Here is a 23,182-nt window from a genome sequence, read left to right as displayed (position 1 = left end):
CTCCAGGGTGCGGGGTGGCCCCTTTGCCACCACGGACCAGGGTGTCGCATTTCACCCGGTTCGCACGTTGATAACGGTATCGACACGCCGAACCACCCGATCGAGGGGCTAGTGACCCGCCTCGTGCCAGCTCGTCCCGACGCCCACGCTCACGTCGAGCGGGACGTTCAACGGCCCGCCGGGGACGGCGTCGCCGGCCGCAGCCATCTGCGCGCGCAGCAGCACCTCGACGGCGTCCCGCTCCCCCGCGGCCACCTCGACGACGAGCTCGTCGTGCACCTGCAGCAGGAGCCGCGACGCGAGGCCCTCCGCCTTGATCGCGGCGTCGACGCCGAGCATCGCGACCTTGATGAGGTCCGCCGCGCTGCCCTGGATCGGGGCGTTGAGCGCCATCCGCTCGGCCACCTCCCGGCGCTGGCGGTTGTCGCTGGTCAGGTCGGGCAGGTAGCGCCGGCGACCGAGGATCGTGGCGGTGTAGCCCGTGCTGCGCGCCTCGTCGACGACGCTCGTCAGGTAGTCGCGCACGCCGCCGAACCGCTCGAAGTAGTCGGTCATGAGCGCGGACGCCTCGGCGGGCGCGATCGAGAGCTGCTGCGAGAGCCCGTAGGCCGAGAGCCCGTAGGCCAGCCCGTAGCTCATCGCCTTGATCTTCGAGCGCTGCGCGGCGCTCACGTCGGTCGTCGGCACCCCGAACACCCGCGAGCCGACATAGCTGTGCAGGTCCTCGCCCGAGCGGAACGCCTCGATGAGCCCCTCGTCGCCCGACAGGTGCGCCATGATCCGCATCTCGATCTGCGAGTAGTCGGCGGTCACGAGCGTCTCGTAGCCGTCGCCCACCACGAACGCGCGGCGGATCTGGCGGCCCGCCTCGGTGCGGATCGGGATGTTCTGCAGGTTCGGGTCGGCGGAGGACAGGCGGCCCGTCGCGGCGATCGTCTGCTGGAACGTCGTGTGGATCCGACCGTCCGGCGCGACCGAGCGCAGCAGCCCCTCGACCGTCTGCCGCAGCCGGATGGCGTCGCGGTGCGCGAGCAGGTGCTCGAGGAACGGGTGCTGGGTGCGGCCGAACAGGTCCGTCAGCGCCGCCGCGTCGGTCGTGTAGCCGGTCTTGATCTTCTTGGTCTTGGGCATGCCCAGCTGGTCGAACAGGACCTCCTGGAGCTGCTTGGGCGACCCGAGGTTGACCTCGCGGCCGATCACCGCGTACGCCTCGGCGGCCGCCTCGCGCACCGTGGCGTCGTACGAGCGCTCGAGGCTCGAGAGGTACTCGGTGTCGATCGCGATGCCCGTGCGCTCCATGCGGCCGAGCACGTCCTGCAGCGGCAGCTCGAGGTCCGTGAGCAGGTGGGTCAGGCCGCGGTCGCCGACCTCGCCGTCGAGCACGTCGGTCAGGTCCCGGACGGCCGCGGCGCGCACGGCGGCCCGGCGGCCCTCGTCGGACCCGCCCAGCTCGAGGTCCAGGGCGCCCTGACCGTCCGACGAGCCGTCGTCGCCGCCCAGCTCGCGGCGCAGGTAGCCGATCGCGAGGTCGGCCAGGTCGTACGCGCGCCGGTCCGGCTGGCACAGGTAGGCGGCGAGCTCGGTGTCGAAGACGACTCCCGCCAGCGCGAGGCCGCGACCGGCGAGGGCGTGCCAGGCGACCTTGGCGCCGTGGATCGACTTCGGTGCGTCCGCGTCGGCGAGCCAGGCGGCGAGCGTCGCGTCGTCGGCCGGGGCGATCTGCTGGAGGTCCAGGGCGACCGCCTGACCCTCGTCGTCGGCGATCGCGATGCCCCACGCGTCGGGCGCCGCGGGCGCCCCCGAGCCGCGCACGTCCACGCCGAGCAGCCGGCCCGTGCGCTGCCCGAGCCAGTCGGCGAGCTCGCCCTCGGCCAGCTGCGCGACGTCGAGCGTCGCCGCGGCGGCATCGACGGAGGCCGCCTGCTCCTCGTCGTCCAGCATGGCGAACAGCCGGTCGCGCAGCGTGCGGAACTCGAGCTCGTCGAGGATCGCGTGCAGCGCCGGGCGGTCCCAGGCCCGGGCGGCGAGGTCCTCGGGCCCGAGCGGCAGCTCGAGGTCGGTGATCAGGGCGTTGAGCCGACGGTTGAGCGCGACCTGCTCGAGGTTCTCGCGCAGCGACTCCCCCGCCTTGCCGGGCACCTGGTCCGCGCTCGCGAGGATGTTCTCGAGCCCGTCGAACTGCACGATCCACTTGGCGGCGGTCTTGGGACCGACACCGGGGATGCCGGGCAGGTTGTCGCTCGTCTCGCCGACGAGGGCCGCGAGGTCCGGGTACCGAGCGGGCCCGACGCCGTACTTGGCCTCGACCGCCTCCGGAGTCATGCGTGCGAGCTCGGAGACACCCTTGACCGGGTACAGCACGGTCACGTCGTCGGTCACGAGCTGGAACGAGTCGCGGTCGCCCGAGCAGATCAGCACCTGCATCCCCTGCGCGTCGGCCTGCCGCGACAGCGTCGCGAGGATGTCGTCGGCCTCGAACCGCTCCTTGGTCAGCACGGGGATGTGCATCGTCTCGAGCACGCGGCGGATGACGTCGACCTGGCCCTTGAACGGAGCGGGCGTCGCGTCGCGGTTGCCCTTGTACGCCTCGTACTCCTCGGTGCGGAACGTGGTCCGGCCGAGGTCGAACGCGACGGCCGCGTGCGTCGGTGCCTCGTCGCGCAGCAGGTTGGCGAGCATCGAGACGAACCCGAACACGGCGTTGGTGGGCTGGCCCGACGAGGTCGCGAACTTGTCCACCGGGAGGGCGAAGAACGCCCGGTACGCCATGGAGTGTCCGTCGATCAGAAGAAGTCGGGCTGGCTGTGCGTCGCTCACGGGTGCCAACCTATCTGCCATGACCGACACGACCGACGCCACCGCGTCCCTGCCCCCCGCCGCCGGCACCCTCATCGAGCGGATGGGGATCGAGATCACCGAGGTCACGCGCGAGCGCGCCGTCGGGACGATGCCCGTCGCGGGCAACATCCAGCCCTACGGCCTCCTGCACGGCGGCGCGTCCGGGGTGCTGGCCGAGACCCTCGGGTCCTACGCGGCGCAGGTGCACGCCGGCCCGGGCCGGGCGGCCGTCGGCATCGAGCTCAGCGCGACGCACCACCGGTCCGCACGCAGCGGGATCGTCACGGGGACCGCGACGGCGCTCCACCTGGGGCGGACGCTCGCGACCTACCAGGTGGTCGTCGAGGACGCCGACGGGCGACGCATCTGCACCGCGCGGTTGACCTGCATGGTGATCGACACCGACGCCTGATCGATCGCGGCGGACGCGCTGCGGCTCTCGCGCACCTGGCGCCGTCGGGCGATGAGGTCCTCGAGCCCGCGCGGCGCGCTGCGGCGCGCGGGTCCGGCGCCCTCGTGCGCGAGGCGGCGCTGCAGCGCGGAGGTCGTGACCACGCGGTGGGCGGCCGCCGGCGCGAAGCCGAGCCGCGCGAGGAAGCGCTGCATGCCGCGGCTGCCGGGCAGCGGCGTCGCGTACACGTCGATCGCGCCGGACTCGTCGGCCTGCTGCGCGACCGTGGCCAGCAGCATGTGCCCGAGCCCGCGGCGACGGGCGTCGGGCAGCACGTAGACGGCCTCGAGGTTCAGGCTCACCGCGTCGGTGAAGAGGCTGGGCCCGACGAGCCGCGCGAGCAGCATGCCCGCGGGCGTGCCGTCGACCGTGCCGACCAGGATGAGGCCGCCCGGGACGGCCAGCAGCGTGCCGAGCTGGTCACGGAGCCGCTCGGTGTCGTCCGTGCAGAGCTGCGCACCGACCGCGGCCTCGGTGCGCGCGGCCAGGCAGAGCTCGACGAGCGTGTCGAGATCGTCGGGTCCTGCGGGACTGACGTGAACTCCGGGGCGCACGGGCAACCTCCAGACGGGACGAGGGGGATCCGGTCGGGGTGGCACCGCCTCTGCCCGCGGTGGCGCCGTTGCCGATCATGGCCCAACCGGGTCGTCTTGCCTAGAGGTTCGGGCACCTCAGGTCACGAGATGGACACGAAAGTTGGACATCTGACCGATTTCCACGGGGTGAAGCGCGATCTGTTGCGTGCGACCCCGCTGCGGAGCGGTGCCCGACGGGCCATGATCGCCGCATGCGCGTCGCCACCTACAACATCCAGCACGGTCGCTCGGAGTCCGACCGGCGCGTCGACGTCGAGCGTTTCGCGGCCGCCGTCCGGGACCTGGACGTCGACGTGCTCGTGCTCCAGGAGGTCGACCACCACCAACGTCGCTCACGCCGCGCGGTGCTGACCGAGGTGGCAGCCGACGCGATGGGCGGCGCGGAGCACCGGTTCGTCCCCACGATGCGGGGCGTGCCGGGGCTGTGGCGCGCGGCCGGGTCGGTGCCCGCCGGCCGGCCTGCCTACGGGATCGCGGTCCTCTCGCGCGTCCCGGTGCTCGAGTGGGACGTCGTGCACCTGGCCGGGCGCCCCGGGATCACGTGGGTGGGCTCCGGCCGGGTCCGCCGGCCCGTGCGGGACGAGCCACGCGCCGCCGTCGTCGCCGTCGTGTCGACCGACGCCGGACCGGTGACCGTCGTCGGGACGCACCTGAGCTGGCTGCCGAGCTGGAACGGGCACCAGCTCGACGTCCTGGTCGAGGCGACGAGCCGCTGGCCGCGACCGACCGTGCTGATGGGCGACCTGAACATGCTCCCCGCGCAGGCGGCCGCGACTTCGGGCTTCACCGCGCTGGCCACGGGCGCGACCTACCCGGTGTCGACCCCCGTGCGGCAGATCGACCACGTGCTCGGTCGCGGCGCCGTCCGGGCCGCCGGCCCGGCGACAACCGTGGACACGGGCCTGTCCGACCACCGCGCGCTCGTCGTCGACCTGGCGTTCGGCTCCTGAGACGCGAGAGGCCCGCCGGAGCGGGCCTGGCGCGTGCGTGGGAGCGCTGTCAGGACGCGCCGCCGCCGACCTGCTCGATGACCGCGTCGGCCACCTCGCGCATCGTCAGGCGACGGTCCATCGACGTCTTCTGGATCCAGCGGAACGACTCCGGCTCCGACAGGCCCATCTTCGTCATGAGCAGGCCCTTGGCCCGGTCCACGCGCTTGCGGGTCTCGAACCGGTCCGCCATGTCCGCGACCTCGGCCTCGAGCGCGCTGATCTGCGCGTAGCGCGAGATCGCGATCTCGACGGCCGGAAGCAGGTCCGCGGGGCTGAACGGCTTGACGACGTAGGCCATCGCCCCGGCGTCGCGGGCCCGCTCGACGAGCTCGGTCTGCGAGAATGCGGTGAGCAGGACGACCGGGGCGAGGTGCGCCTTGCCGATGCGCTCGGCCGCGGAGATGCCGTCCAGGACGGGCATCTTCACGTCCATGACGATGATGTCGGGCTTGAGCTCGGTGGCCAGCGCGACCGCCTGCTCGCCGTCGCCCGCCTCGCCGACGACGTCGAACCCGGCATCGCGCAGCGTCTCGACGACGTCCATGCGGATGAGGGCCTCGTCCTCCACGACGACCGCGCGGCGCTTCGGGCGGTCGGCGGGGACCACCTCGGGCTCGACGGGCTCACCGGCGGTGGTGACATCGATGGCATCGGTGGGGGTGGCGGGGGCGTCCTTGGTCACGGGCACAGCGTAACGGTGCAGCGCCTCCGCGCGTCATCAGTTGCTGCTGTGAGTGGTGACACGTGCGCGCGCGGGCTGGCCCTATGCTTTTCGCTGGCCCCGATAGCCCAACCGGCAGAGGCGTTCGGCTCAAACCCGATCCAGTGTGGGTTCGAATCCCACTCGGGGCACTCGCACACCGCCGTGCTCGCGACCACCGTCTCCGCCCACGGCAGGGCTCCGGGCCAGTAGCCTCGGCAGATCGCCTGTCGGGCGACGTCGCACCACGTTCCCAGGAGACCAGATGGCCAGGCCGGTCGAGGGCCAGCGGTACGCGGGCGGGTTCGTCCGCATGTGGTCCTCGGCTGCCGACGCGCCGCGGCAGCGCCGGCCCACGGACATCCTCCTGCTGGTCGCCTCGCTCGTCGTGCTCGCCGTGCTCTCGCTCGCCGCCCCCGGGCCGACCGGGGGCGACCGGGCGGTCGGCACGCTCCTCGCATGGCTCCAGCCCGTGCTCGGCTGGCTCTGGACGATCATCTACGCGGTCCTGACGCTGTGGGCGCTGGGAGTCGTCCTGCTCGCGGCGCTCAGCCGGGGACGCCGCCGGCTCCTGGTGGACCAGGTGGTCGCCGGTGCCGTCGCGTTCGGCGCGGCGGTCGCCGTCGGGGCGGCCGCCGGGACCGACGCGTCGGCCATCGTGCACGCCTTCGTCTCCTCCGGGCCGCCGGTTGTCTACATCGCGACCCGGGTCGCGGTCATCACGGCGATCGTCGTCACGGCGTCGCCGCACCTGGCACGGCCGTGGCGGTACGCGAGCCGGTTCGTCCTGGCCCTGGGTGCGGTGGCGGCGGTCGGGCTCGACGCGACGAACGTGCTCGGCGCGACCGCGGCGATCGCCGTGGGCGTCGCGGCAGCGGCGGTCGTCCACCTGGCGCTCGGGTCGCCGCCCGGGCGCCTCTCCGACGGCCAGGTCCAGGTCGCGCTCCTGGACCTCGAGGTGCCGACGTCGGAGATGGTCTCGACGGCCGACCGAGCGGGCGCCGACAACCTGCTCGCGGGCCGCACGCTCGACGGCTCGGAGGTCCTCGTCACGGTCTACGGCCGTGACGAGTGGGACAGCCAGGTCGTCGGGTCGCTGTGGACCGCGCTGACCCGCCGCGGCGAGCGTGCGCACGTGTGGAGCACCCGGCGGTCCCGGGTCGAGCACGAGGCCCTGTTCACCCTGCTGGCCGCGCAGGCGGGCGTGCCGACGCTCGACGTCGTGGCGGTGGGGATCACCGAGCAGGGCGACGCGCTGCTGGTGACGAGTGCTCCGCGCACGTCACTGGGCGAGGTCGGCGCGGCCCTGAGCGACGACCAGCTCGGCGGCGCGTGGCAGTCGGTGGTCGCGCTCAACCGGGCCGGCATCGCGCACGGCCGGATCGACGGCAGCCGGGTCGTCGTCCGCGAGGACGGCCTCGTCGCGCTGGCGGACTTCGACGCCGCGACCCGGACGTCGGACGAGAGCGAGCTGTGCCTGGACCGCGCCCAGCTGCTCGTCGCGACGGCGCTCGCGGTCGGCCCGGACCGCGCGCTCGCGTCGGCGGTCGGCGCGGTCGGGACCGAGGGCCTCGCGGAGGTGCTGCCGTACCTGCAGCCGGCCGCCCTGGGGCGCAGCACGCGTGCCGGCGTCCGCGCCGCCACCTGGTCGCTCGACGAGCTCCGCGCGGCAGCGGTCGAGCTGGCCGGCGTCGAGGAGCCCCCGCTGGAGCGCCTGCGCCGCGTGACGCCGCGGTCGATCGGGACCGTGCTCGTCGTCGGGCTGCTCGCGTACGTCGTGGTCACGCTGCTGGCGGGCATCGACGTGGCGAGCGTGGCCGCGGCGCTCGGTTCCGCCGACTGGGGCTGGCTCCTCGCGGCGCTCGTGCTGACGCCGTGGATCCAGGTGTCGTCCGCCGCCGCCACGCTGGGCGCGATCACCGCGCGCCTGCGCTACCTCCCGGTCCTCATGCTGCAGTACGCGATCCAGTTCATCGCGCTCGTGCTGCCGGCGAGCGCCGCCCGGCTCGCGCTGCAGGTGCGGTTCTTCCAGAAGTTCGGGATCCCCGCCGCGACGGCGGTCTCGTTCGGCGTCATCGACAGCGTCAGCGGGTTCGTCGTGCAGGTCACGTTGCTGCTGGTCATCGTCGTGAGCGGGCTGCCCGGCTTCTCCTCTCCCCTGTTCGCCGGCTCCGGGACGACGACGGACGACGGGTCGTCGAGCACTCCCCTGATCGCGCTGCTCGTCGGGCTCGTCGTGCTCGGTGTCGTCATCGCCCTGGCGGTCCCCCGGGTGCGGCGGAGCATCACCACCGCGATCCCGAGGCTGCGCTCCGTCGTGGCCGAGCAGGCCCACTCGGCCCAGTCGGCGCTCAGCGTGCTGCGCCGCCCGGCGAAGGTGGCGACGATGCTGGGCGGCAACCTCGGTGTGCAGCTCATCCAGGCCGTCATCCTCGGGCTGTGCCTGCACGCGTTCGGCCAGACCGCGCACTTCTCGCAGCTGATCCTCATCAACACCTTCGTCAGCCTGTTCTCCGGCATCATGCCGGTCCCCGGCGGCATGGGGGTGACCGAGGCCGGGCTCACCGTGGGCCTGCAGGCCATCGGGGTGCCGAGTGCGATCGCCGTCTCGACGGCCATCACGTTCCGGCTCGTGACGTTCTACCTCCCCCCGATCTGGGGAGCGGCGGCGATGCGGTGGCTGCGCCGCAACGAGTACGTCTGAGGAGCTCGTCAGCCCGGAGCGGCCCTCCTGCCCGGCTGGACGGTGGGGATGCCGCGCGTGAAGGCCAGGGCGAGCAGCGTGACCAGGGCGAGGACCGCCAGCGCTGCACGAAGGCCATCCACCCGGCTCTCCGTGTTGGCGGCCACCACCGCGTCGGCGGTCTCCGCCGGGACGTCCGCCTCCGCCAGGGCGGCCTCGAGGTCCGGGTCCGAGAGGAACGGGACGCCGGCCGAGAGCTGGGTCTGCGCGCTCGCGGCCACCTCCGGCGGCACGCGGTCGTCGTTCTCGACGCCGAGGAAGAACGACGTGGTCAGCGTCGAGACCAGCACCGCGCCGGCCAGCGCGGTGCCGATCGACGCACCCAGCTGTGACCCGGTGTTCTGCAGCCCGCCGACCTCGCCGCTCTGCTCGTCCGGCAGCGCGGAGACCGTCACGCTCCCGAGCTGCGACGCCAGCGCCCCCAGGCCGGCCCCGGCCAGCAGCAGCGGCCAGGTCACGATCTCGGGCCCCGACCCGACACCGAGCAGGGCGATGAGCACGAGGGTCCCGACCAGGATCGCCAGGAAGCCGGCATTCACCACCCGGCGTGGGGACGCGTTCGGCCGCAGCTTCGGGATCGCGACCGCGAACAGCAGCAGCGTCAGAGTCAGCGGGAGCAGGCGGACCCCCGTCTCGATGGCCGACAGACCGAGCGCGATCGACAGGAACAGCGGGACCACGAAGAACAGCCCGTTCTGGGCCATGTACATGAAGAGGAACGCGACGACCCCGCTGCGCAGCTGCACGTTGCGGAGCATCGCGGGGTCGAACAGCGCGCTCCTGCCCGCAGCGATCCTGCGGCTCTCCCAACGCGCGAACAGGATCAGCACCGCGGCTCCCGCCAGGAGCAGCCAGATCACCGGGGACAGACCGAACCACCGGGGGCCGTCCGGCTTGGGCTGGACGAAGCCCCACTCCCCCGAGCGCAGGATCCCCAGCACGACCAGGCACAGACCCAGCGCCGAGAGGCCTGTGCCGACCAGGTCGAGGCGCACCCCCGGCTGGGCGGGGGTGTCGGTGATCCGCCGCGCGAGCACGAGGATCACCAGGATGATCAGGACCTCTGCGGCGAACACCCAGCGCCACGACGCGTAGGTGGTGAACGCGCCGCCGATCAGCGGCCCGAGGGCGGCAGCGACGGCGCCGGCCGCCGCCACGAGCCCGTAGGCCCTCGGGCGGTCGGGCTGGGCGAAGTTCGAGGCCACGAGGGCGACGATCGCCGGCAGGATCAGGACCGCGCCGATCCCCTCGAGGACCGACCAGCCCAGCATCAGGACCGTGAGGTTCGGTGCGAGCGCGGTGGTGAGCGACCCGCAGGCGTACACGACCGCGCCGATGCTGAAGGCCCGCTTGCGGCCGAGGATCGCACCGACCTTCCCGCCGGTGATCATCAGCGACGCCATCACGAGCGTGTACAGCGTGATCGCGGTCTGGATGCCGGTGACCGTGGTCCCGACGTCCTTGGCGACCGTGGCGATCGCCGTGTTCATCACGGTGGTGTCCAGCGCCATCACGAACTGGCCGGACGCGAGGGTCATCAGCACGAGCCCCGCGCCGGCAGCCGCCCGCGTCCGTCCGTCGGTCGCGCCCATCGCCCTCACACCCCGTCCACCGACGAGAGACGGCCAGTCCGGACCGCCTCGGCGAACGCGTCGTGGTCGCTGCGGTTCTGGTCGGCGTAGCTCCGGGAGAATTCGGCCACGGCCCGGTCGAAGTCGTCCCGCTTGCCGAGGTAGCCGGCGATGGCCACGGGGTCGCCCGAGCGGGCGTGCGCGCGCGCCAGGGTCCAGCCGCACTCGCGCGCGTACAGGTCCATGGAGATCGGGTTCATCGCCTCGACATCCGCGGACATCTTCATGTCCCGCAGCTGACGCCAGTAGAAGGTGCGCCCCTCCCGCACCCCGCGGCTCCAGCCGAGGAAGATGTCGCTGGAGGCCTGCATCAAGCGCTGACCCTGGACGACCCGCTCGCCCGGGTTGGCGTAGCGGCTCGCCGGCAGGTGGTCCTCCAGGACCGACGGGCCCGCCTCCTTGACCTGCAGGAAGAGGGGGTCGTCCTCGCCGCGTCCCTGCAGGAGGACGATGAACGCGAGGGTTCCGACGCTTCCGACGCCGACGACCTTGCGTGCCATGTCGACGATCTCGAACCGCTCGAGCAGCTGCCGGCGGTCGTCCTGCAGGGTGGCCCGGTACGCCGCGAACTGCTGGTCGATCATGTCGCGCAGCTCGTCCGCCGAGACGCCGATGTCCGTGGCCAGGTCACGCGCGGGAACGACGATCGGGGGTGCGCTGACGATCCGGTACGTGCCGTCGACGCGCTCGGCCAGCTTCGACAGAGCCTGGAGGCTGTCGCGCGTCCGCGCCTTGCGCGCGCCCCTCTTGGCCGCGCGCGCGGCGTCCTTCGCGATCCCCTTGCTGGCCCGGTCCTTCTGCTGGCGTGCCGCCTCCTCGACGGCGGCGACGAGCTGGTCCTCGGCCCGTCGCGCGTACCAGATGTCCATCGTGCGCATCAGGGCGAACTCGCGCATCGCCTCGCGGTAGGCGCGGACCGCGGCACGGGTGATCTCGCGGCACTCCGAGGGGTCGAAGCCGTTGTGCCCGGCCGCGACGGTGAAGCTGGCGGCCATGCGCTTGACGTCGTACTCGAACGGCCCGGGCAGCGTCTCGTCGAAGTCGTTGAGGTCGAACAGGAGCACGCGCTCTGGTGACGCGAACAGGCCGAAGTTGGACAGGTGCGCGTCGCCGCACAGCTGCACGGTCAGCCCGGAGGTCGGAGTGCCGGCCAGGTCGGCCGCCATGATCCTGGCGGCCCCGCGGTAGAAGGTGAAGGGCGAGACGAGCATGCGACCGTGCCGCACCGGGACCAGGTCGGACTCCCTGGCGGCGTCCTGCTCCTCGAGCAGCGCGACGGGATCGTGCCGCGCGCCGTCATCCGTCGACCACAGGGCGTGTGCGGCCAACGGGGCCCGCTCTCGCAGTGCCCGCCCGGCGGCACGGCGACCCTCGACCCCGTCGTGCCCGTCGGCGGTGGCGTCGCTCGTCGCTCCCCCCGTCACGCCAGCGCCTTCGCCCTGAGGGTCGCGAACTCCCCGGAGTCGATCACCCCGGCGTCCAGCAGAGCCTTCGCCTTCGCGAGATCGGCGGTCGGGGACGGACCCGGGACCTCGCGGACGTAGGTCGCGGTGCCCGTGCCGGCGCTCACCAGCCGCGCCCCCTCGCGTTCGCTCATCCCCCACCCCCGAGCGATCACGTAGGCGAGCGCGACGAGGAACGGCACGGCGACCAGGCCGATCAGCCACAGCGCCTTCCACCAGCCGCTGAGCTCGTGGTCCCGGAACAGGTCGGTGACGATGTGGAAGATCACGACGAGGTACGTGAGGAGCACGAACCACCACACCAGGAGCCAGAACCACTGCATGAAGCTGTCCACGGGACCCACACTCGCGGGTGCGCGCCGCGTCGTCGTCACGCAGAACGCATGAAGCCCGTCAGGCCGGCTCCCAGAGCTCGATCCGGTTGCCCTCAGGGTCGGTCACCCAGCCGAACCGGCCGACGCCGTCCATGTCCTGGGTCTCGGACGTGACCTGTGCGCCGTGCTCGCGCAGCTGGGCGAGCATCGCGTCGAGGTCGCGCACGCGGAAGTTGAGCATCGTGCGCTGGTCCCGCGAGCCGAAGTAGTCCGTGTCGTGCTCGAAGGCGGCGACGACGGTCGGCCCCTCCGCCTGCTGCCACTGGCCGTGCTCGTCGGCGTCGAGGCCCAGGACGTCGCGGTACCAGGCTCCCAGCGCAGTCGGGTCGGCCGCGCGCAGGAAGTAGCCACCGATGCCGAGCACGCGTTCCATGCCGTCACCCTGCCACGGGCGCCGACGTCAGTTCCACCGTGCGTCGTCCGGGAAGTTGGCGACGATCGCCAGGTCACGGCCCTGCCGCCGGAGCACGCTGCGCCACAGCTGGTCGGGTGCCGGGGTGAAGGCGTCGGAGACCAGTGCGCCGACGACGAACCACGAGCGCTCGTCGATCTCCGCCTCGAGCTGCCCGCCGCCCCAGCCCGCGTGACCGGCGAAGATCCGCAGACCCGTCCAGGATCCGACGACCTCCTGCGGATCGGCGTCCAGGTCGGCCAGCCCGAACGGCGCGGCCATGAGGTCGAGCGTCGGGCCGCCCGTGGCGACCCCGATCGCGCCGTCGAGGCCCACGGGTCCGCCCTGGAACACCAGGCTCGGCCCGTCGACGACCTCGCTCCAGCCGGGCAGCACGTCGTCGACCTCGACCTCGAGCGGGCGGTTGAGCACCACACCGAACGCGCCGTCCTCGTTGTGCTCGAGGAGCAGCACGACGGTGCGGCGGAAGTTCGGGTCCTGCAGCCGGTTCGTCGCGACCAGCAGCTGCCCGCGCAGCGAGTCCATGCCTCCATCATGGGACGTTGGTCGGGAGGCCGCGCCGCGCACGGCGAGCTAGCGTCGAGGCATGCGAGCCATCACCTACTCCCGTTACGGCGGCGCCGACGTCCTCGAGCTCACCGAGCAGCCCACCCCGAAGGTCGGACCGGACAGCGTGCTCGTCCGCGTGCGCGCCTCGTCGGTCAACCCGGTCGACTGGAAGGTCCGTCAGGGTTACCTCGACCCGCTCATGGACGCCGACTTCCCGGTCGTCCCCGGCTGGGACGTGGCCGGCGTGGTCGAGCGTGCCGGCCTCGACACGCCCGAGCTCGCCGTCGGCGACGAGGTCTACGGCTACGTGCGCAAGGACTGGATGCACGGCGGCACGCTCGCCGAGTACGTCGCGGCACCCGTGCGCACCCTGGCCCGCAAGCCCGCGTCGCTGTCGTTCGAGGAGGCGGCCGCCGTCCCGCTCGCGGGACTCACGGCGTTCCAGACGATCGAGCGCTCCGGCGTCACGTCCGGCCAGACGGTCCTCGTGCACGCCGCCGCTGGCGGCGTCGGGCAGTTCGCCGTGCAGATCGCCGTGGCTCGGGGCGCGCGCGTGATCGGCACGGCGAGCACGACGAACCACGAGCACCTGAGGTCGCTCGGTGCCGAGCCCGTCGAGTACGGCGACGGTCTCGTCGACCGTGTGCGCGGTATCGCGCCCGACGGTGTGGACGTGGTCCTGGACTACGGGACACCGGACCTCGTCGAGACCACGCGAGCGCTGCTCGCGCCGGGCGGGACCGTCGCGTCGATCGTCGAGGCCGCGGCTCGCGACGAGCTCGGCGGCCACTACGTCTGGGTGCGGCCGTCGTCGGCCGACCTCGACGCGCTCACCGCGCTGATCGAGGCGGGCAGCATCCGCGTCGACGTGGCCGAGGTCTTCGAGCTGGCCGACTCGGCCGCGGCGCACCGGCTCAGCGAGGGCGGCCACGTGCGCGGCAAGGTGGTCGTCCGGGTCGACTGACCCCTACTCCGGTGCGCCGGGCTGCTCGGGGATGCGCAGGGCGTCGATCTCCGAGTGGAGGTAGCGGCGGTGCCCCCCGAGCGTCCGGACCGTCGTGAGCCGGCCGGCGCGCGCCCAGCGGGTCACGGTCTTCGGGTCCACGCCGAACAGGTGCGCGACCTCACGCGGGGTCAGCAGCTCGTCGTCGTCGCCTCGGTCAGCCGTCACGGAGAACGCCTCCTGCTGTCGTCGGTGTCCCGCTCGAACCTCGACCGTATGCCCTCGGCAACCGTTCCGCCCACTCAGGCAGCCCCCCGCATCACCGCCTGGCCCGCGCCGGGACGAGTGCGTCCTGCGCCCCGAGGGGTTGCCGCGGCGCCGCACTGCGACGCCGGGCGAGCACCTTGTCCAGCTCCGCGACGACCGGGAGGACGAGCGCGAGGCCGAGGCAGATGAGCCACTGCGGACCGGACAGCGACTGCGTCGTCAGCCAGCCCTGCAGGAAGTCGAGCTCGGTGGCCAGCACGACGAGGATCGCCGGCACCGACAGCACCTTGACCGCGGACAGCAGCGGTGCCGCCAGCCCCGACTCGGGCTCACGCCGCAGCACCAGCCCGGACAGCACCGAGCCCAGGCCCATGACGACGAAGGCCATCGTCATCGACGCGGTCGCGTGGTCGGGCGTCGGGGTGTCGGGGCCGAGCACCAGCGGCGCGCCCGACGAGAGGCACAGGATGGCGCCGTAGAGGATCCACCGCCGCACCGCGTGGCCGTTGCTGATCCCCTGCTTCGGGTCACGCGGCGCACGCTCCATGATCCCCGGCCCGACCGGGTCGAGCATGATCGCGATCACCGGGAAGACGCACACGAAGAAGTTGAGGAACAGCACCATCATCGGCGTCATGGCCACGCCGTCCGCGATGTCGAAGACGCTCGCCGCCAGGAACAGCACGACGAGGCCGATCAGCTGGCTCATCTGGAACCGGATGTACGCCGTGATCTTCTGGTAGATGCTGCGACCCAGCTCGACCGCATGCACCAGGGTGCTGAAGTTGTCGTCGGTCAGCACGAGCCGCGCGGCCTGCTTCGTCACCTCGCTGCCGGATCCCATCGCCACGCCGATGTCCGCCTGCTTGATGGCGGCGGCGTCGTTGACGGCGTCACCGGTCATGGCGACGACCTGCCCGGAGCGCTGCATGAGTCGCACCAGCCGGAGCTTGTCCTCGGGGGTGACCCGACCGAAGACGTGCAGGCGCGGCAGCTGCTCGAGCAGCTCCTCGTCGGTGAGACGCGCGAGCTCCGGGCCGCTGATCGCGCCGGGCCCCAGCCCCAGCTGCGCGCCGATCGCGCTCGCGGTCACGGCGTGGTCGCCCGTGATCATGCGGACCTCGATGCCCGCGCGGAGCGCGACCTCCACGGCCACCTTGGCCGTGGGCCGCAGCGGGTCGACGATCCCCACGAGCCCGACGAAGATCAGCTGCTCGACGTACGACATCGGGTCGGCGACGATCCCCGCCTCGTCCGCCGGCACCAGGAAGCGCGTCGCGAACGCCAGCGTGCGCAGGCCCTGGGCGGAGAGCCGCTCCTGCTCCGCCTCGATCTCGGCTCGCACGGTCTCGAGGTCGACGACCTCCCCCGGACCGGCGAGCGCGTGCGTGCACCGCTGCAGCACCACGTCGGGGCCGCCCTTGACGACCTCGACGAGCGTGCGGTCTCCGCGCCAGGGCAACCAGTGCGCGGTCGCCATGAACTTGTAGGCGGAGTCGAACGGCACCTCGGCGACCCGCGGGTACGTGCGGCGGCTCTCCACCGCGTCGATGCCGAGCTTGGCGGCGAGGACGACGAGCGCGGCCTCCGTGGGATCGCCGATGACGTCGCCGGCGTCGGACACCGTGGCGTCGCTGGCGAGGCACAGGCCGTACGCGAGCGGCGTCAGGTCGGGCACCTCGCCTCCGGCCGCGTGCAGCACGCGGCCCGTCTTGCCGTACCCGGTGCCCTCGACGGTGAACCGCCGGCCGAGCGCGTACAGCGAGGTCACCGTCATCTCGTTGAGCGTGAGCGTCCCGGTCTTGTCCGAGTTGATCGAGCTCGTCGCCCCGAGCGTCTCGACGTCGTTGAGGTTCGCCACGACGGCCTTCGCCTCGGCGAGCTGCCGGGCCCCGTACGCGAGCATCGCCTGGACGAACGTCGGCAGGCCCGTGGGGATCGCCGAGATCGCGACCGCGGTCGCGAGGAACAGCAGGTCGCTCACCGACTCGCCGCGCAGGATCCCGATGAGCACGATGACGGCGACCGCGCTCCACGCGATCACCCCGAGGACCTTCGTGAGCTTGTCGAGCTCCCGCTGCAGCGGCGACTTCGTCTTCTGCACCGACGACAGCAGCGTCGCGATCGCGCCGATCTGGGTGCTCATCCCCGTCGCGGTGACGAGCATCGTCCCGTTCCCCCGGGTGACGGACGTGTTCTGGAACGCCATGTTCGCGCGGTCGCCCAGCGGCACCTCGTCGTCCGGGAGCGTGGCGACGTCCTTGCCGATCGGCGTGCTCTCGCCCGTCAGCGCCGCTTCCTGGGTCTCCATCGTCGCGGTCCGGACGAGCCGGCCGTCGGCGGGGACGATGTCGCCCGCCTCCATCTCCACCACGTCGCCCGGTACGAGCTCGTGCGCAGGGACGAGCGACAGCACGCCGTCCCGGCGGACGCGCGTCTGCGGCTCCTGCATGGTTGCCAGCGCGTCGACGCTCTTGCGCGCGAGCATCTCCTGCCGCGCTCCGATGAGGACGTTCAGGACGACGAGGAACCCCACGATCAGGGCGGTCGACCCCTGCCCGATCGCGGCGCTCACGGCCGCGACCGCGACGAGCATGATGTTCATCGGGTCCCGGACCTGCTGGAGCACCACGGCCCACAGGGAGGGGGGTGCCTGGGCGACCAGCTTGTTGGGGCCGTAGCGCGCCTGCCGCTCGGCCACCTCGGCCGAGCTCAGGCCGCTGGACAGGTCGCTGCCCAGGGCGCCGGCGGCCGCGCCCACGTCCTGGGCCCACCACCGCGTGGGCTGGTCCTCGGTCGCAACCTCCGGCGGGGCAGACGTCGATGTCACAAGAGTTCCTCTCGACTGCGCGTTCGGGCCCTCTGGCCTGCAACGCTAGCGCGACGGGATGCGCCGTGGGGGCAGTCGTGGCGAGAAGTTTGTCCAGCCTCGTCCGCCCGCCGTCGCTCCCGCCGCGCCCCGACTCGAGGAGCCGCTAGGTGGCTCGCCTCACCACCAGCGTGCGCGCCGGTGCCGCGTCTGCGGCGATGCTCGTCGTCCCGCGGTACCGAACGGTGAGCCGATGCGAACCCGCGGACAGCACGGGCAGACGAACAGACACCCGACCGCTGTCCTCCCGGTGCAGCTTCGCCTTCGCGACCAGGCGTCCGTGCTCGAGGATCTCGACCGTGCCGGTCGGCGTGACGTGCGCGGCGCTGACCCGCACGACCATGCGACCGTGCGTGCCAGCGGCGATGTGCCCATCGACCAGGCGCCCGGTCGTGGACGCGCGGGCCTTCAGGACCGTGATGGCGACCTTCCGAGCGGCGGGTGCGACGCTGGACGTGCCGCCGTAGCGCACCGTGAGCACGTGCTTGCCCGCAGGGACGGACGCGCGTGGCAGGGTCACGGTGGCACGACCGGCGGTGAGCGTGGCCGCGGCGAGCGTGCGCGTGCCCCAGAGCACCGAGACCCTGCCCGTGGGCGTGCCCGATCCGGCCTGCGCCTCCACTCGCACGCTGACGGTCCGCGTGCCGCCGTAGGTGCTGCGCGACGGCGTCGACGCGACGACGGACGCAGCCGCCTTGGCCACCGAGACGGTGACCGGGATGCTCGACGCACCCGTCTGGGGATGCGCCTGGAACGTCACCTGGAGCGTGTGGCGTCCGGCCGCGAGAGCCCGGGCAGGGATCGTGAGGCGCGTGGTCCGGCCGGTGATGGTCGCCGCTCCGAGCCGCGTGCTGCCCTCGCGGAGCAGGAGCGTGCCGGACGGGGTCGGGTCGATGTCGGAGATCCGGACGTCGACCGGCATCGTGCTGCCGTAGGTCCGCGTCGCGACGGGTGCGACCGTGATCGGCGCCGGTGGGGCCTGCGAGCCGGCGACGAAGAACCGGTACGTGACGGTGGGACCGACGTTGCCTGCTGCATCGACGGCCTGCGCGGTCAGCGTGTGCGGCATCGAGCTGCTCGGCGGGGTGTAGGACACGACGGCGTCCCGCCCCGCCGGAACGGAGGTGAACAGTGCGGTGTCGTCGAAGTCGTAGAGGAACCGGACCACGTCGTCGGCCGGGTCGGCAGCGAGCTCGAACGACCCGCGCATGCCGCCTCCCCCGCCCCACCCGTCCTCGAGGTACAGAGCCGGCTCACCGAGAACGGGCGTGATGATCACCGGCGACCTCGGCGGCGTGAAGTCGGCGCGGAAGTCGCACGACGCACCGCGGCTCGAGAGCCCGTCGCTGTCCACGGCGACCACGGTCCACCGATACGCCTGGCCGTCGACGGCGATGCCGTCCGGTACCTGCACGGTGTGCGATCCCGGCGGCTGAGTCGATGTCCACACGGGCGTCGCAGGGTCTGCCAGCCCGAAGACCGTGAACGTCACGCTGGGCGCCTGACCGCCGCCGTCCGGATCGCTGACCGAGGCCGAGAGCATCGGCGCGTCGCGCACCCAGACAGGCTGCCCGGGAAGGCACGACCGGCCAGCGGTCACGAGGCCGGTCGGGGTGTCCGGTGCGCGGTTGTACCGCACCGAGATCGTCGCGCCCGGCGTGACGTCGCGGGCGCACGAGGAGCAGGTCTCATCGGCGATCTTCAGACCCACGACGAGGGGCGTGCGGGCGTCAGCCGCAGCACGCACAGCGGCCGTCACGTCGTACTCGGCGTAGCGGGGCGTCACGCTCGGGCACGGGTCGCCGTAGGAGGGGGCGCGCTCGTCGACCTTCCGCTCGGTCGTCCACGCCGAGGCGCTCCCCCAGTCGGCCCCCTGCTCGGGCAGTGCGTAGACCTCGACGGTGCTCGCCCCGCAGCTGGGGCCGTCCGACGTGCGGACGACCAGGACGGCGCTCGTGACGTCGGACGGTGCGAGCTCGCCGAGGACGGGCAGGTCGCCGAAGGTCCACTCGGCACGGCGAACGGTCTCGACGGTGCACGCGGGGGTCGCTGCGGGGTCGCACAGCCCGATCCTCTGCGCGTCCGCGAACTGCGGGGTCGCGTCGCCGGCCGAGCTGATCGTCGTCCAAGCCGTCGCGCGCCCGCTCTGCGCCGTCGTCGCTGCTGCCGGACCGCCGATGCCGGCCAGCGTCGTGGCGACCAGGGTCACCACGAGACCGACCACCCCGAGCGTGCGCCACGTCGGACGCGCGTCGCGCCTGGTGGACATCGTCATCGTCTCCCCCTGGTGTGTCCTGCTCGATCCGAGCGGAACGTACCAACTCGGACCCACCGTCGTAGGCAGTTCGGGAGCGGCATTCGTGTGAACGTCGGACGAGATCGCGCAGGGAAGGGGTACGCGCCGGCCCGTGCCCCGGGAACCTTGTCGGAGGGCCGGTCTAGCCTGGCGCGATGAGCACGATCGACTGGCTCCTCGAGGGCGACCCGGCCATCCGGTGGCAGACCCTGCGCGACCTCACGGACGCTCCTCCGGGCGAGGTCGCCGCGGAGCGCACACGTGTCGAGCACGAGGGCTGGGGCGCCCGGCTCCTCGCGCTCGAGGACGCCGACGGGCTGTGGGCGGGCGGCGCGTGCTTCCCGCGCGAGCCCGTCCCGGACGGCGAGGGGCAGCCCTGGACCGCCACCATGCACACGCTCCAGACCCTTCAGCTGCTCGGCCTCGACCCCGCGTCGGCGTCGGCCCGGCGGGCCGTGACGCTCGTCGCCGAGAACGGCCGCTGGGAGCACGACGGGCAGCGCTACTTCGACGGCGAGGTCGAACCGTGCATCAACGGCCGGACCATCGAGACGGGCGCGTACTTCGGGGTCGACGTCTCACCGCTCGTCGGCCGGGTGCTGGGCGAGCGCCTGGCGGACGGCGGGTGGAACTGCGAGGTCGAGAACGGGTCCGTCGTGTCGTCGTTCGACACGACGATCAACGTCCTGGACGGGCTGCTCGCGTTCGAGCACGCGACCGGGGGCTCCGACGAGGTCCGCGAGGCGATCCACGGTGGCCAGGCATACCTGCTCGAGCGCGGGCTGTTCCGGCGCAGGAGCACGGGAGAGGTCGCCGACCCGACCTACCTCGAGCTCGCCTTCCCGTACTACTGGCAGTACGACGTCCTGCGGGCCCTCGACCACTTCCGCGCCGCAGGCGTCGCACCCGACCCGCGGATGGCCGAGGCGGTCGAGCACGTGCGCTCCCGCCGGCAGGACGACGGACGGTGGCTGCTGGACCGTGTGCCGCGCGGTGCGGTCCACCTCGATCTCGAGACCGTCGGCGAGCCGAGCCGGTGGAACACGCTGCGCGCGCTGCGGGTCCTGGACTGGTGGGGCTCAGGCGCCTGACAGCCGGCGCGTCCACGCCACCTCGCGGCCGAGCTGGCCGGTGGCCACGAACTGGCGGACCTGGTGGGTCGACGCGAGGCGCCGGGCCATCTCGTCTCGGTCGCCCGGGGTGAAGCCGGCCCGCTCCCAGAACGGACCCGACCGCCGGCTGAAGAGCCAGGCCCGTGCAGCGCCGGCCTCGACGGCGCGCTCCAGCGCCCACGACGCCAGCCCGAGCCCCAGGCCCCGGCCCCGGAGGCCGGGGGTGACCGCGACGCTGCGGACCAGGACGTCATGACCGTCCTCGCTCGCCTCGTAGCCCGTCGTCGCGACCACGGCACCACCGTCGTCACGCGCGAGCCAGAGGTGGACCCCCGCCTCCCCCAGGCCGCTGAGCGTCAGGTCCGAGGCCGCGAGGAGCGCACGCGCGTCGTCGACTTCGCGCTGGCCGGAGCAGGGGACGAGGTGCGGTGCGGTCACGCGGTCGCCGCGCACGCCGTGCACGTACCGAACATCTCGACGGTGTGCGTGACGTCGACGAAACCGTTCTTGGCGGCGACGGACGCGACGAACGCCTCGATGTCCGGTCCCTGCACCTCGACCGTGCGACCGCAGCTGCGGCAGACGATGTGGTGGTGGTGCGTCTCGCGCTCGCAGCGGCGGTAGAGCGACTCGCCGCCCTCGGTGCGCAGGACGTCGAACTCGCCGTTCGCCGCCATCGCGCTCAGCGTGCGGTAGACGGTCGCGAGGCCGATCTCGTCGCCTCGGGCCTGCAGGAGGGCGTGGATCTGCTGCGCGCTGCGGAAGTCGTCGAGATCCTCCATGAGGGCGCCGACGGCCAGGCGCTGGCGCGTCACCCGCTGTCCGATCATCACGTCCTCCTCCCCGTCGAGCGGTCCAGGGGCAAGACTAGGCGGGTCGGGCGGCCTGGCGGGCAACCCGGCCACCGACCGACGTGCCGTCCGCGACGATCGCGTCGGACTCGACGCGAGCGCCCTGCCCGATCTCCACGGCCCGGCCGACCCGCGCGTTAGCGCCGACCTGGGCGCGGTTGCCCACCCGCGTCGCCGGCCCGATGTGGACGTTGCGCCCGATGAGGGCGTCGGCGCCGACCACGACGCCGGAGTCCAGCCAGCTGCCCGCACCGACCCTCGTCCGGGCGCCCACGTGCGCGCCCGCCTCGACGTAGGCGTTCGCGGCGACGTACGCGTCCTGGTCGACCCGCGCCTGGGGTGAGACCAACCCGCCGCCGTTCGCGTGCCGGACGTAACGGACGACCTCGCCGTTGTCCGCCTCGAACTCGACCCGTGCTGCCACGCGTGCCACGCCGCCTCCTGTGCTCGTCATGCTCCGTGACCGGCTCGCGCCGGCCCGTCGGAACGGTTCTCAGCTGACATAACGGGCGAGGGCCCCACAAGATTCCAACCCGTTTCTCACCAATCCCTAGCGGAATAGTCCAGATATCGAGACACCCCTCCCGACGAGCGGGACGAACCGACATCCTCGACCCATGCAGACGAGCCGCGCAGCCATGACGTGTCGCCACGTCGTGCCTGCCGCGAGCACCTGTTGTCCGCGGAACGTCTGAGCTCCCGGCCCCAGTCCCCCACCTTGGCCGAGCGTTCGACGCCCGGCCTCTGCCGTCCTGCACGACGGCCCCGGGTGCGACGCACACGCCATCCGTCCCCCGCGGAGGTAGCGCCCCATGGCGCCCGTTCCCACCACGATCCACGGCCCCAGCCGCGGACGCCTGCGCGCCGGCGCGCACGCCGACCGATGTCGCTGACGACGCCCCGCTGACCGTCGCTCCCCGGCTCACACCGCCACTGCCCTCGAGGAACCCCATGACCACCGCAGCACGCACACGACGCTCCCGCCGCCTCACCACCGCCATCGCCGCGATCGCCGCCGCCGGCCTCGTCGCCACCCTCGCCGCCTGCTCGTCCGGCGACGCCGACGCCTCGCCGCAGGGCAGCGACGCCACCGCGCATGCCCCCGAGCTGCGGCTCGGCTACTTCGCCAACCTCACGCACGCCGTCGCGCTGGTTGGCGTCGACGACGGCACGTTCCAGAAGGACCTGGGCACGACGAAGCTGACGACGCAGATCTTCAACGCCGGCCCTGAGGCCGTCGAGGCCCTCTTCGGGGGCGCGATCGACGCGGCCTTCGTCGGCCCCAACCCGGCGATCAACGCCTTCTCGAAGTCCGACGGCAAGGCGATCCGGATCGTGTCCGGCGCGACGTCGGGCGGTGCGCAGCTCGTCGTCCGCGACGGCATCGACACGCCGGCCGACCTCAAGGGCACGACGCTGGCCACGCCCCAGCTGGGCAACACCCAGGACGTCGCGCTGCGCGCCTGGCTGTCCGACCAGGGCCTGAAGACGAGCCTGACCGGCGGCGACAGCGACGTGGACATCGCACCCCAGGACAACTCCCAGACCCTCGACCTGTTCAAGGCCGGCGAGCTCGACGGCGCGTGGCTGCCCGAGCCCTGGGCCTCGCGCCTCGTGATCGACGGCGGCGCGCACGTCCTGGTCGACGAGAAGGACCTGTGGCCGAACGGGGACTTCGTCACGACCCACCTGATCGTCTCGACCGACTTCCTCGACAAGTACCCGGCCACCGTCAAGGAGCTCATCGAGGCCGAGTACCAGACGGCTGACTGGATCTCGAAGAACGACGACGAGGCCAAGACCGCGGCCAACGCGGCGCTGGACAAGCTCAGCGGGAAGTCGCTGTCCCCCGAGGTGCTCGACCGGGCCTGGGGCAACCTGCGCGTCACGCTCGACCCGATCGCCTCGAGCCTGCAGACCTCGGCGGACCACGGCGTCGCCGCGGGCGTCGCCGACAAGACCGACCTGCACGGCATCTACGACCTGACCCTGCTCAACGAGGTGCTGAAGGACAACGGCCAGGAGGCCGTCTCCGACGCTGGGCTGGGGCAGTCCACGTGACCACCGCGACGGCGGCCGGCGGCCCGGGCACCGA

General features: G+C 72.7%; 20 protein-coding genes and 1 tRNA gene. 7 read left to right on the top strand and 14 right to left on the bottom strand.

The window, feature by feature from the left end; genetic code table 11:
- Nucleotides 1-108 precede the first annotated feature (108 nt).
- A complete protein-coding gene (gene polA / locus EDF34_RS00775; RefSeq protein ID WP_123369489.1) occupies nucleotides 109-2,838 on the bottom strand; it encodes a DNA polymerase I in 2,730 nt (909 codons plus the stop codon).
- On the opposite strand from polA, the gene EDF34_RS00770 reads away from it, so the two are divergent.
- A complete protein-coding gene (locus tag EDF34_RS00770) occupies nucleotides 2,837-3,250 on the top strand; it encodes a PaaI family thioesterase (RefSeq protein WP_123369488.1) in 414 nt (137 codons plus the stop codon). The genes polA and EDF34_RS00770 overlap by 2 nt on opposite strands.
- Here the strand turns inward: EDF34_RS00770 and EDF34_RS00765 are convergent.
- Nucleotides 3,166-3,843 (bottom strand): GNAT family N-acetyltransferase, encoded by a 678-nt coding sequence (locus EDF34_RS00765; RefSeq protein WP_123369487.1) that lies wholly within the window; start codon nucleotides 3,841-3,843, stop codon nucleotides 3,166-3,168. The genes EDF34_RS00770 and EDF34_RS00765 overlap by 85 nt on opposite strands.
- Before the next feature lie 233 nt (nucleotides 3,844-4,076).
- Between EDF34_RS00765 and EDF34_RS00760 the strand changes: the two genes are divergently transcribed.
- Entirely contained in the window at nucleotides 4,077-4,835 is a 759-nt protein-coding gene (locus EDF34_RS00760) for an endonuclease/exonuclease/phosphatase family protein (RefSeq protein WP_123369486.1), read from the top strand.
- Nucleotides 4,836-4,884: 49 nt separating this feature from the next.
- Here EDF34_RS00760 and EDF34_RS00755 read toward each other — a convergent pair whose 3' ends face one another.
- Entirely contained in the window at nucleotides 4,885-5,559 is a 675-nt protein-coding gene (locus EDF34_RS00755; protein WP_123370588.1) for an ANTAR domain-containing response regulator, read from the bottom strand.
- Nucleotides 5,560-5,655: 96 nt separating this feature from the next.
- Here EDF34_RS00755 and EDF34_RS00750 point away from each other — a divergent pair.
- Together EDF34_RS00750 and EDF34_RS00745 are read left to right on the top strand one after the other, a co-directional pair.
- Nucleotides 5,656-5,729 (top strand) — tRNA-Leu (locus tag EDF34_RS00750).
- 113 nt (nucleotides 5,730-5,842) lie between these two features.
- Nucleotides 5,843-8,281 (top strand): lysylphosphatidylglycerol synthase transmembrane domain-containing protein, encoded by a 2,439-nt coding sequence (locus EDF34_RS00745; RefSeq protein ID WP_123369485.1) that lies wholly within the window; start codon nucleotides 5,843-5,845, stop codon nucleotides 8,279-8,281.
- Between the two features lie 8 nt (nucleotides 8,282-8,289).
- On the opposite strand, the gene EDF34_RS00740 is transcribed toward EDF34_RS00745, so the two are convergent.
- The 5 genes from EDF34_RS00740 to EDF34_RS00720 are packed head-to-tail and all read right to left on the bottom strand — an operon-like array spanning nucleotide 8,290 to nucleotide 12,725.
- A complete protein-coding gene (locus tag EDF34_RS00740) occupies nucleotides 8,290-9,912 on the bottom strand; it encodes an MFS transporter (RefSeq protein WP_123369484.1) in 1,623 nt (540 codons plus the stop codon).
- A gap of 5 nt (nucleotides 9,913-9,917) precedes the next feature.
- Nucleotides 9,918-11,375: a DUF2252 domain-containing protein gene (locus EDF34_RS00735; protein WP_123369483.1), complete on the bottom strand. Its 1,458-nt coding sequence runs from the start codon at nucleotides 11,373-11,375 to the stop codon at nucleotides 9,918-9,920.
- Entirely contained in the window at nucleotides 11,372-11,749 is a 378-nt protein-coding gene (locus EDF34_RS00730; RefSeq protein ID WP_233575113.1) for a hypothetical protein, read from the bottom strand. The genes EDF34_RS00735 and EDF34_RS00730 overlap by 4 nt, the downstream gene beginning before the upstream one ends.
- 58 nt (nucleotides 11,750-11,807) lie before the next feature.
- Nucleotides 11,808-12,161, bottom strand: coding sequence for a VOC family protein (locus EDF34_RS00725; protein ID WP_123369482.1), 354 nt, complete (start codon nucleotides 12,159-12,161; stop codon nucleotides 11,808-11,810).
- Nucleotides 12,162-12,188: 27 nt separating this feature from the next.
- Nucleotides 12,189-12,725 carry a YqgE/AlgH family protein gene (locus tag EDF34_RS00720; protein ID WP_123369481.1) on the bottom strand — a complete coding sequence of 179 codons (537 nt, stop codon included), beginning with the start codon at nucleotides 12,723-12,725 and terminating at the stop codon, nucleotides 12,189-12,191.
- A 61-nt stretch (nucleotides 12,726-12,786) separates the two neighbouring features.
- On the opposite strand from EDF34_RS00720, the gene EDF34_RS00715 reads away from it, so the two are divergent.
- Nucleotides 12,787-13,713 carry an NADP-dependent oxidoreductase gene (locus EDF34_RS00715; protein WP_123369480.1) on the top strand — a complete coding sequence of 309 codons (927 nt, stop codon included), beginning with the start codon at nucleotides 12,787-12,789 and terminating at the stop codon, nucleotides 13,711-13,713.
- A 3-nt stretch (nucleotides 13,714-13,716) separates the two neighbouring features.
- Here the strand turns inward: EDF34_RS00715 and EDF34_RS00710 are convergent, their stop codons facing one another.
- The 3 genes from EDF34_RS00710 to EDF34_RS00700 form a co-directional block, all read right to left on the bottom strand.
- Nucleotides 13,717-13,920: a BldC family transcriptional regulator gene (locus EDF34_RS00710; RefSeq protein ID WP_123369479.1), complete on the bottom strand. Its 204-nt coding sequence runs from the start codon at nucleotides 13,918-13,920 to the stop codon at nucleotides 13,717-13,719.
- Between the two features lie 91 nt (nucleotides 13,921-14,011).
- Entirely contained in the window at nucleotides 14,012-16,789 is a 2,778-nt protein-coding gene (locus EDF34_RS00705) for a cation-transporting P-type ATPase (RefSeq protein ID WP_123369478.1), read from the bottom strand.
- 145 nt (nucleotides 16,790-16,934) lie between these two features.
- Nucleotides 16,935-19,097, bottom strand: a complete 2,163-nt coding sequence (locus tag EDF34_RS00700; RefSeq protein WP_148076544.1) for an Ig-like domain-containing protein — start codon at nucleotides 19,095-19,097, stop codon at nucleotides 16,935-16,937.
- Between the two features lie 182 nt (nucleotides 19,098-19,279).
- Between EDF34_RS00700 and EDF34_RS00695 the strand changes: the two genes are divergently transcribed.
- A complete protein-coding gene (locus tag EDF34_RS00695) occupies nucleotides 19,280-20,215 on the top strand; it encodes a hypothetical protein (RefSeq protein WP_123369476.1) in 936 nt (311 codons plus the stop codon).
- On the opposite strand, the gene EDF34_RS00690 is transcribed toward EDF34_RS00695, so the two are convergent.
- The 3 genes from EDF34_RS00690 to EDF34_RS00680 are packed head-to-tail and all read right to left on the bottom strand — an operon-like array spanning nucleotide 20,204 to nucleotide 21,520.
- Nucleotides 20,204-20,674 (bottom strand): GNAT family N-acetyltransferase, encoded by a 471-nt coding sequence (locus tag EDF34_RS00690; protein ID WP_123370586.1) that lies wholly within the window; start codon nucleotides 20,672-20,674, stop codon nucleotides 20,204-20,206. The genes EDF34_RS00695 and EDF34_RS00690 overlap by 12 nt on opposite strands.
- Complete coding sequence (locus tag EDF34_RS00685) at nucleotides 20,671-21,066, bottom strand: Fur family transcriptional regulator (protein ID WP_123369475.1); 396 nt, start codon at nucleotides 21,064-21,066, stop codon at nucleotides 20,671-20,673. Before EDF34_RS00685 ends, EDF34_RS00690 begins: the two co-directional genes overlap by 4 nt.
- 37 nt (nucleotides 21,067-21,103) lie before the next feature.
- Complete coding sequence (locus tag EDF34_RS00680) at nucleotides 21,104-21,520, bottom strand: DapH/DapD/GlmU-related protein (protein ID WP_233575112.1); 417 nt, start codon at nucleotides 21,518-21,520, stop codon at nucleotides 21,104-21,106.
- Nucleotides 21,521-22,038: 518 nt separating this feature from the next.
- Between EDF34_RS00680 and EDF34_RS00675 the strand changes: the two genes are divergently transcribed.
- Nucleotides 22,039-23,148: an ABC transporter substrate-binding protein gene (locus EDF34_RS00675; protein WP_123369473.1), complete on the top strand. Its 1,110-nt coding sequence runs from the start codon at nucleotides 22,039-22,041 to the stop codon at nucleotides 23,146-23,148.
- Nucleotides 23,149-23,182: the final 34 nt, after the last annotated feature.

Source organism: Cellulomonas sp. PhB150 (assembly GCF_003755175.1).
GTDB lineage: Bacteria > Actinomycetota > Actinomycetes > Actinomycetales > Cellulomonadaceae > Cellulomonas.
This window is presented reverse-complemented; position numbering and strand designations above follow the sequence as displayed.

Bases quoted from the DNA above. Each gene is read 5' to 3' on its own strand.
- EDF34_RS00740 (WP_123369484.1), bottom strand. From the start codon at position 9,912: ATGGGCGCGACCGACGGACGGACGCGGGCGGCTGCCGGCGCGGGGCTC.
- EDF34_RS00695 (WP_123369476.1), top strand. From the start codon at position 19,280: ATGAGCACGATCGACTGGCTCCTCGAGGGCGACCCGGCCATCCGGTGG.
- EDF34_RS00770 (WP_123369488.1), top strand. From the start codon at position 2,837: ATGACCGACACGACCGACGCCACCGCGTCCCTGCCCCCCGCCGCCGGC.
- EDF34_RS00760 (WP_123369486.1), top strand. From the start codon at position 4,077: ATGCGCGTCGCCACCTACAACATCCAGCACGGTCGCTCGGAGTCCGAC.
- EDF34_RS00720 (WP_123369481.1), bottom strand. From the start codon at position 12,725: ATGGACTCGCTGCGCGGGCAGCTGCTGGTCGCGACGAACCGGCTGCAG.
- EDF34_RS00700 (WP_148076544.1), bottom strand. From the start codon at position 19,097: ATGTCCACCAGGCGCGACGCGCGTCCGACGTGGCGCACGCTCGGGGTG.
- EDF34_RS00725 (WP_123369482.1), bottom strand. From the start codon at position 12,161: ATGGAACGCGTGCTCGGCATCGGTGGCTACTTCCTGCGCGCGGCCGAC.
- EDF34_RS00685 (WP_123369475.1), bottom strand. From the start codon at position 21,066: ATGATCGGACAGCGGGTGACGCGCCAGCGCCTGGCCGTCGGCGCCCTC.
- EDF34_RS00745 (WP_123369485.1), top strand. From the start codon at position 5,843: ATGGCCAGGCCGGTCGAGGGCCAGCGGTACGCGGGCGGGTTCGTCCGC.
- EDF34_RS00715 (WP_123369480.1), top strand. From the start codon at position 12,787: ATGCGAGCCATCACCTACTCCCGTTACGGCGGCGCCGACGTCCTCGAG.
- EDF34_RS00675 (WP_123369473.1), top strand. From the start codon at position 22,039: ATGACCACCGCAGCACGCACACGACGCTCCCGCCGCCTCACCACCGCC.
- polA (WP_123369489.1), bottom strand. From the start codon at position 2,838: ATGGCAGATAGGTTGGCACCCGTGAGCGACGCACAGCCAGCCCGACTT.